Source organism: Pseudomonas sp. PA-4-8C (assembly GCF_021606625.1).
Taxonomy (GTDB): domain Bacteria; phylum Pseudomonadota; class Gammaproteobacteria; order Pseudomonadales; family Pseudomonadaceae; genus Aquipseudomonas; species Aquipseudomonas lactis.
Genome location: NZ_WKCD01000251.1, coordinates 1 through 8,101, shown reverse-complemented (window position 1 = coordinate 8,101; position 8,101 = coordinate 1). Strand labels below are relative to the sequence as shown.

The following is an 8,101-nucleotide window of genomic DNA, read 5'->3' as shown; positions in this document are numbered from 1 at the left end:
CTCCCACCCTTCTCATTAAGGTGTCTACCTATGTCGGCACCTAACGACACTCACCAGCTCGCACTGGACAGATTCCTGCGCGAACAACCGCAGGTCGCTGCCGAGCTGGACAGCCTTAACCCACTGGTAGCCCAGGCCAGGGGCGAAACCCTGGCGCAGTATCGCGCCGAACGGCTGCATGAGGCTTTCGAAGCGTACGCTGAACAGCAAAAGCTGTTCGCCTGGGAATTGACCCTCAAGCTGACGGCCGACTCCACCGAAACCTTCGAGGCTCAGCGCCGCGAAGTGCATAAAGAAGTCGCGCAAATGGCGGGCATGGACTGGGCGCAGTACTGCCAGTTGCACGGCTTGGCCGTTTGACCTTTGCCCTACATGCACCAGCGTGCTCGGTTACGCCCCATGACGTGACGCAACTCGGCCACCGTTATGCTTCGGTGCTGCGGGTCTATCGCCAACGCGGCCTGTAACGCTGCCCAGCAATGCCTGGGCAACTGCGCGGGTCGGGGCAGCCGGTCTGTAAAGGCGCGCTTGCCAACGCGACTGCCGTGGGCCAGTTCGTACAGGATGCAGGCCACGCCGTAAAGGTCGGCGGCAGCGGTCAGCGCACCGCCGGCCAACAGTTCCGGGGCGGCGTAGGCAGGTGTCCAGGCATTGAAACGACTGCGGCTGACACTCGGCAACCCTACGGCAGCCTCTGCTTGAGCATGGCCCAGGCCAAAATCGAACAAGCGCACGCCCTCCTCGCCCACCATGACATTGGCGGGTTTGACGTCACCGTGCAGAACATCTTGCTGGTGGGTGTAAACCAGCGCATCCAGTAACTGCAAGGCGATAGGGCGCAACTCCCGCCAGGGCAAGCCATAGGGGCACTCCAGCAGCAGGCGGTCCAGCGTCACCCCTTGTAGCAACTCCATGGTGAAAAACGCGACGTGGCTGTGTGTATCGACCTCAAACGAAAACACCCGTACCACACGCTCATGCCGAAGGCTGCGGGCCAAGGCAAACTCGCGGTACAACAACACATGGGCGTCGGGGCACTGGGAAATGGGTTCGTCGAGTAGCTTGATCGCTACCTTGGAACAGGGTTCGCCCAACTGCTCGTGCAACAGGTCGCGCGCGCGGTACACCCTGCCCATACCACCGCTGCCCAAGACACGTTCAAGGTGATAACGCCCAGCCAATAAACGGGAAGATGAAGCTGTCGAGTTCAAGGCTGCACCACGACCGCGGTCAGGTCATCACGTACCGGCCTGCGCAACGCCCCTGCAAATAGCCGTTCCACTGCCCGTTGAGGCGTGCCCATGCTCAACGCCCGCCCCAGGTCAACGTGGCTGAGGCCCTGATACAAGCCATCACTGCACAACAAAAACACGTCCCCTGGGCGGGTGCGCAGTTCCAGTACTTCAAGGTGCAAACGCGAACGCGCGCCAACGGCCCGGGTCAAGGCCCTGGCACCCGGGTAGGCCTGGGCTTGCGCCGCACTCAACTGCCGCTCGTCCATAAGGCGCTGCAGCAGCGAGTGGTCCTTCGACAACTGATAAAGGCTCTGGTCGCGCCATAGATAGCAACGACTGTCCCCCGCCCATAGGCAGGCTGCCCGGCCCTTCTCCAGCAACAGGGCAACCACGGTGCTGCCCATCGTCACGTCACCGCTTGCGCCAGGCTCTGTCCATGCGCGCCTCACCCCTTGGTTGACGTCCTGCAACCTGTGGCGAATCGCCTGAATACGTTGGTCAAGGTTGCCGTTCGCCGACACTGACGCCAACTGGCTGACCACCCACTGGCTGGCGACATCCCCGTGCCGATACCCGCCCATGCCGTCCGCCACCGCCCAGCAACCCGCGCGCGGGTTGTCCAGGAACGCATCCTCATTGCGCAACCGCGCCTGGCCTCGCTGCGTGCGCCCGGCGCTGCGCCACGGGGCCTCCATCGGGTTCACAGCTGCTCCGGCAGGCGAAAGGTACGCCATGAGTCCATGTCAAACGGGCCAGGTGTACGCTGGCTGGTGAGCCGGTAATTGGCACGCAGGCCGGCGAGGTCTGCCTTGAGGATCTGTATATTTCGGCCACTGGCGGGCTCTTTCTGCAGCAGATCCAGAAACCGGAACAACGACCACGCCCCGGTGTTCTTTTCGATACCCAAGGGTCGCTGCTCCGTGCCTCTCTCCAGAACGAGGCTGCTGCGCCCATTGTCTGCATCGGTGGGCCAATGGAACGCCATGGGTACGATCGGACCGTGGCGATACTCCAATTGCTGGTCGCCAAACCGCAGGATCGCACGGCTGACCGATGGGTCCAGGCTGTAGGGCGCCAAGGTGAATCGCACAGATAACTCCCCCGCGTCTTCGGTAAAAAAGCTGCGGCGGATGACCTGAGTTTTCATCAATTGCTCCAGCAGCGCACGCGAAACCGGCAAACTCTGGCCATCCAGCCCACGCAGTCGGTAGCGGCTGCCGTCGACGCTGATAAAAGGCCGCAGGTAGCCCTCATAAAAGCGCGCCATTACCCCGCGTGGCTTGAAGAACTCCTGAAAATCGTGAAGGGCGACCTCACTGCTGGCGTGCGCATTGAATGGGTAACGTCGGCCTATCGCCTTGGCGTAAAGGCTATGCACCTCGCTCTGATAACGTTGGTTGACGTGCACATAGGCCTGTTCCAGCAGATGCCGCCAACTGTCATCGGCCACACCTTCGAGCCAGCCGGCAACGGGCAGCGGCAGGCGCGCGGCGGCGTCACGCAGATTGCCCAATGCATCCTGCTGGCCCTCCATGCGCTGCCTGGCGCGCAGGAAAGCCGCCTGCTCGGGTGCGCTGTCACGGTTCAATGCCGTCAGTTGCAGGTGTACTTCATCCAGCAGGCGCAACGCCTGAGTCAGCTCTACGCCGGGGTTTTGCTGCTCATCCAGCAATTGATGCAAAGGCTCAAAGCGGCGCTGCAAGGCGCGCCGCGGCGCCTCGACAATAGCCGTCTGCCCTGCCGTCAACCGCGACTTGGCCATCTCGCCCAGGTCTACCGACTGCTGGGCCACTTTGTCCAGCAGCCCATGGCCTGGCAACAGGCGCGTGTTTTCACGCACCTGTTGCAACAGACGAATCAAGGGCGATTGCGCTGACGTCAGGTTCATCAGTTGCTCGGCATCCTGGCGCAGGTTGTCGGTCTCTTGCAGCCTGACTCGGCCAAGCGCATCGCTCCAGGCATCGGCATACTCGCTGAAATAGCGCTGCTGCAATTCAGCCATCAGGCGCCGCAAGTCCTGAGGCCCCAGGTCGGAGCCCTGCCCGAGTACCCAGTTGTCCTGGGTGATGGCGTTGACCAAGCGCGGGCCCTGCGCCTCGAAGTACTGCACATAGCGTTTGGTATAGAACCCCGGCACAGGCGGGTCGATAGCGGCGAACACCTTACCCTCGGCCAGCCGCAACGGTTCCAGGCCGCGCGCTTGTTCGCGCAATACCCGATAGACCCCATCGGCCAACGATTCACCCCTCAGCGCTTCACGGGCCTGGGCCAGCCGTTCCTGGTTGAGTGACACCACAAAGGGTTGCTCCAGCAACCTCGCAAGATGCACATTGAGGCGCTTCTGTGTTGGCATATCCCCGGCAAATCGCACCGACCAAAGGCTCGCAATATGTTCTGCCAGCCAGGTCGTGTCACGGCGTTCGCGCAGATTGAGCATCAGGTAGGCCCGCAGGTCGTCGAGCAGCCGCTCCCGGTCCCCGAGACTGGCAATTACCTGTTCTTCCAATTGGGCGGCTGTCCAGGCCAGAAATGGCTTTTGCAGCGCGTGATCATAGGCTTGATCGACGCTGGGACGGCTCAGTTCGCCCTGATACAGTCCGGTGCGCTCCACCAGGCGTACATCTGCCGGCTCTGGAAAAACCTGGGTCGCCGCCAGTCGCGCGTCCAACAGCGCCAACAGCGCCGTGCTTTCATCGCCGGCCGCAAGGGCGAGCGGCGGGTGTGAGGTCAGCGCCGCCAATTGCGCCAAGCGTTGGTGGTTGACGGAGTAACTGTGCCCCCATAGCCCGCCGACACCGCCAATAACCAGCGCCGCAGCCATCGCCTGCGCGCCCTGGCGCCAACGCAGACGTTGCTGTTCCTGAGCCTGCAAACCCGCAAGGTCGGCCTCGGCGAAGATCACCTGGCTGAACAGGCCCTGCACAAAGCGCGGGTGCCTGCCATCGGCGCAGGTCAAGAAGAACCCTCGCAAACCGTTGATGGGTTGGTAGCGATGAGCGCAAAACGCCATGTCAACGAACAGGCTGACGCGCTCCCCCATTCGTGCTGCCTGCTGGGGAAACTCCAGCATCTGCCCACGTCGCTCGACATTGCGCTCCTGATGCAATCGCCCAATCAGTTCACTGTTCAAGCGTTGCAATAATCGCTCGACCGCCTGACGAACCTGCGTCGTGTCAGTACCCTCGGCGCAGGCATGCAGGTGCTGCCCAAGCACACTGTCGGCACTTTCTCCAAGGGGTGAGTCGAAGTACTCAGCGAATCCCGGCAACTGGTCGGCGTGGGTCAACACCAGGTAAATCGGCACATCCACATGCAGCGTCTGTTGGATCTCCTGCAAGCGCGAATGTACGCGGCGGGCATGATGATCCAGGTCGTATTCAGTGGCGCTCGCCAGCGTATCGGCCGATAACGTCACCACCACACCGCTGAGCGGGCGCACTCGGCGACGCCGCCTAAGCAGTTGCAGCAAGGTAGCCCAACCTGCGGCGTCCACTGAACGGTCGGGCTGGGTAAGGTAGCGTCCCGGGGTGTCAATCAGGACACCTTCGTCGCCGAAATACCAGTCACAATGGGCACTGCTACCGATCGGCCGCGCTTGCGCGTGATCCAGCGCCAGCGGTAAGCCCGCTGCCGCCAGCAACTGCGTCTTGCCACTGCCCGGTTCACCGATCAACAGGTACCAAGGCAACTCATGACGCCAACGTGCGTTACGCTCTCCATAATGGCGGGACGTCTTGAGCAGGTGCACGGCTTTCTTGAACCGACTGCGCAGGTGTCGGCGTTCGTCCTCCACCCCCGTCATCGGCTGCTGGCGCGCCTCGCGCTCCGGCCTTTGGCGCCAGGCGGCAAAACCGGGCCCCGCAAACGCCATCGCCAGTCCCCATAGCAAGAACACACTGCTGATGGTGACCAGCCGCGCAGTCGCCCCGGCCCAGATACGGTGGTCATCCACCGCCAGCAGCGGCCCCAAAAACCACACCATTGCCGCACAGGACAGCACCAGCAACAGGCTCCACACCCAAATCCTGCCCAGCACGGTGCCCATCCCCTTGAAGAATGCGATCATTCAATGCTCCCAGCGTTTACAAAGGCGTGCGGAGCAGATCCGACGCCGACAGTTGAAGGGGTTGCAGCGCGTGCGTACGCTCGTTGCTCAGTACCCAGGCAAACCCTGTGTACATCGCCAGCACACATACCAAGGTGAGGCCGACCCACCAAGTGGCAGGGATGACACGCACCAGCTTGCGCCGTTCGGCCTTTGGCTGGGCAGGCAGTTGCGCTACCGCCGCCGGTTCCCCACGTACATGCCTGATCTGGCGATACAACGCATCGCGCACCGCCTCAAGTTGCGACACGCCCCGCTCCATCACCCGGTATTTGCCTTCGAACCCCAGGGACAGGCACAGGTACAGCAACTCCAGCATCGCCAGGTGCTTCACCGGGTCGCGCGTGAGGCGCTCCAGCAACTGGAACACTTTTTCGCCGCCAAAGGTTTCGTTATGAAAGCGGCTCAACAGGCTCATCTTCGACCATTCGCTTTGCGCCCCCCACGGGGTCGTCACCACCGCCTCATCGATCACGCTGCACAACACATAGCGTGCCGACATGACCTGGCTGTTCTCCACGCCGCCCTGCAAGGCGCGGGTTTCGAACTGAGTCACCGCCAACGCTAACCGATCGTTGAGTGTGCCCAGGTTTTCACGGCCGGAGCAGACCCTGAGCCCTATAACTTCAAACAATACCGCCCAGGCTGCGGCAACCAGCGGGTTGAGCCCTGCCTGAAAGCTCTGGGTATCGAGCCTGTGGCCCGCGTAGATCATGCGGTCTTCCAACTGTTCGTAGCGCGGCGGCGACGGGAAATCCGTCAACGGCCCCTGGGCAGGCTCATGAGTCTCCCGGTCGAGCAGGACGGTTTTTTCATCCTGGGTGTATTCACTGTCCATGGCATTCAGTTCCTGATGGCCCAGAAGTCGAGTTCAAGCCCGGTGAATTCACCCCCTACGTGGAAAGCGAAACCGCCCGACTGCTCCAGTTGCGCGATATCACGGGGGCTCATATCGAGCATGAAATAGGTCTTGCCGGCATGGAACGGAATCTGTCGCGGCGCCACTGGCAAGGGTTTGACCTTGATACCGGCCAAGTGCAGGTTGACCAACTCGCGTATGCGCTCAACCGGCGCGACTTTCAGGTGTGCCGGCAGGCGCTGGCGTAGTTCATGCGCCTCACACTGCGCGGTGGCTGCCAGGATGAAGGTGGCGGTGCCCAGCAGTTTCAACTCGCTGACCGGGCATACCAGAACGCCGTATTGGCGTGGCTGCAATGTCAACTCGATCGCCTGTTGCTCCAGCACCACCGACAGCGCCATGCGCAACTGCGCCATCAGAGCGCGAAAACTGGCGCCCTGATCATCGTGTTGGTAATGAACATCCAACTGCGCGCGTTTGCTGTCAGTGGTGAAGGTTGATAGCTCCCCAAGCAGCGACACCAGCGCACGGAACACCGCTTCGGGCCGCACCCGCGCCTGGCTCAGGCAGTGGCGCAGCTCCAGCTCGCTACGATTGATCACTTGCAGCATCAGGAAATCGACGATGTGCGTGCCTGCGGCTGTGCTCTCGCCACGAATGCGCGCCGCGATGGCATCGCCCCGGCTGGCAAGCAGGCCAATTACCTCCTTGAGGCACGACGCCACGTACCCGTGCTCCTGCACGAAGATAAACGTCGGGATGAACGCCGTATCCAGATTCACGCCGCCCTCATTGCTGGCGTTCAGTACCTGGGCCACCTTGAGCTTGACGAAGTGCTGGTCACCCGGCTGTTCACCCAGCACAAGACGTAAATCCGGGCGCGCGCAGTGGATTCGGCAACGCGTATCCACGCCCACGTTGGAGTCTCCCACTTCCACTTCACAGCTGAGGTAGCGCGCCAACACCTCGCTTTGCGCAGGCTGGCGGACCTCAAGGTGACTGCCGCTGGCCAGCGGCAGCGCCAGGTAAACCCCTTGCGTGCCTGCATCCTTTGGCACCTGCAGCACCAGCGGCTCCATGGCGGCATTCAATTCAAACAGGCTGCCGTCCGGTAACACGCCACTGGCCTGGTTGACCACCAGCTTGCCCAGCTTGAGGTACTGTGTATTGAGTTCGAGCGTGAGCAAACCCCAGGTGTCACTGCCCAGCAGGCGGGTCTGATTGAGCTGCTGCTGGTAATAACGGTCGTTGTGCTGCAAGTGCTGTGGCCGCAACAACATGCCTTCCTGCCAGATAACTTTATGAACCTGCATGTTATTGCGTCTCCACAGCAGCGAGCGGGTCAGCAACACGTATACCGCCCTGGTCCAGCACCAGCTCGGCACGGTTGCGTTGCTGCACCGTCAAGGGCACCAACAGCCGCCACTGGACATGGGGCAAATCTCGATAAGCGGCCAGCACTCCCACAAAACGGCTCTCAGGAGCGATGCGCAGTTTGAGCGCCAGCCGGTCACCCGGGCGCAGTTCAACCTCCTCGCTGCCGACCCAGTCCTTGGGCAGCGCCTGCTGCGCATTGCCATACAGGCTGAAGAAGTCGGCATGTTCAAAGGCGACGCCATGGCGCAGTTCGATCAACTGCACCACCACGGGAGAAGGACGACCGTGCAGGTCCGGGTTGACGAGCTCGCTGGCGGTCAGCGCCACATCCAGCTTGGTCAGCGTGGAGAATGGTGAGACGGCGCTGCAGCCCGCCAATAGCCCGCACAAGAGCAACAGCGAAACAAGGGTGGCTCGATACATGACTATCATCCTGGAAAATCAATGTGCAGGCTGGAGAGCAGGCCAACTGCTCCTCGTAGGCTTTGGCGAAGTCGCCGCCCAACGGGCGATCATTCTGCTGTT

General features: G+C 61.9%; 7 protein-coding genes. 1 reads left to right on the top strand and 6 read right to left on the bottom strand.

All coding sequences use genetic code 11. From position 1 onward, the window contains the following. Positions 1 to 30: 30 nt before the first annotated feature. A complete protein-coding gene (locus GIW04_RS24655) occupies positions 31 to 360 on the top strand; it encodes a DUF6388 family protein (RefSeq protein ID WP_003191771.1) in 330 nt (109 codons plus the stop codon). Positions 361 to 368: 8 nt separating this feature from the next. Here GIW04_RS24655 and GIW04_RS24650 read toward each other — a convergent pair whose 3' ends face one another. From GIW04_RS24650 to tssJ, 6 genes are read right to left on the bottom strand one after another with little or no spacing between them, the layout of a single operon-like run. Further along, positions 369 to 1,211, bottom strand: a complete 843-nt coding sequence (locus tag GIW04_RS24650; RefSeq protein ID WP_003191773.1) for a serine/threonine-protein kinase — start codon at positions 1,209 to 1,211, stop codon at positions 369 to 371. Next, positions 1,208 to 1,930, bottom strand: a complete 723-nt coding sequence (locus tag GIW04_RS24645; RefSeq protein ID WP_032900709.1) for a PP2C family protein-serine/threonine phosphatase — start codon at positions 1,928 to 1,930, stop codon at positions 1,208 to 1,210. The genes GIW04_RS24650 and GIW04_RS24645 overlap by 4 nt, the downstream gene beginning before the upstream one ends. A gap of 5 nt (positions 1,931 to 1,935) precedes the next feature. Next, a complete protein-coding gene (gene tssM / locus GIW04_RS24640) occupies positions 1,936 to 5,301 on the bottom strand; it encodes a type VI secretion system membrane subunit TssM (protein ID WP_120248153.1) in 3,366 nt (1,121 codons plus the stop codon). 16 nt (positions 5,302 to 5,317) lie between these two features. After that, positions 5,318 to 6,178: a type IVB secretion system protein IcmH/DotU gene (icmH, locus tag GIW04_RS24635; RefSeq protein WP_120248154.1), complete on the bottom strand. Its 861-nt coding sequence runs from the start codon at positions 6,176 to 6,178 to the stop codon at positions 5,318 to 5,320. Between the two features lie 5 nt (positions 6,179 to 6,183). Further along, entirely contained in the window at positions 6,184 to 7,512 is a 1,329-nt protein-coding gene (gene tssK, locus GIW04_RS24630; RefSeq protein ID WP_120248155.1) for a type VI secretion system baseplate subunit TssK, read from the bottom strand. 1 nt (position 7,513) lies between these two features. Continuing rightward, a complete protein-coding gene (gene tssJ, locus GIW04_RS24625) occupies positions 7,514 to 7,999 on the bottom strand; it encodes a type VI secretion system lipoprotein TssJ (RefSeq protein WP_003191781.1) in 486 nt (161 codons plus the stop codon). Between the last annotated feature and the right edge of the window lie 102 nt (positions 8,000 to 8,101).

Bases quoted from the DNA above. Each gene is read 5' to 3' on its own strand.
- GIW04_RS24655 (WP_003191771.1), top strand. From the start codon at position 31: ATGTCGGCACCTAACGACACTCACCAGCTCGCACTGGACAGATTCCTG.
- GIW04_RS24645 (WP_032900709.1), bottom strand. From the start codon at position 1,930: ATGGAGGCCCCGTGGCGCAGCGCCGGGCGCACGCAGCGAGGCCAGGCG.
- tssM (WP_120248153.1), bottom strand. From the start codon at position 5,301: ATGATCGCATTCTTCAAGGGGATGGGCACCGTGCTGGGCAGGATTTGG.
- icmH (WP_120248154.1), bottom strand. From the start codon at position 6,178: ATGGACAGTGAATACACCCAGGATGAAAAAACCGTCCTGCTCGACCGG.
- tssK (WP_120248155.1), bottom strand. From the start codon at position 7,512: ATGCAGGTTCATAAAGTTATCTGGCAGGAAGGCATGTTGTTGCGGCCA.
- tssJ (WP_003191781.1), bottom strand. From the start codon at position 7,999: ATGTATCGAGCCACCCTTGTTTCGCTGTTGCTCTTGTGCGGGCTATTG.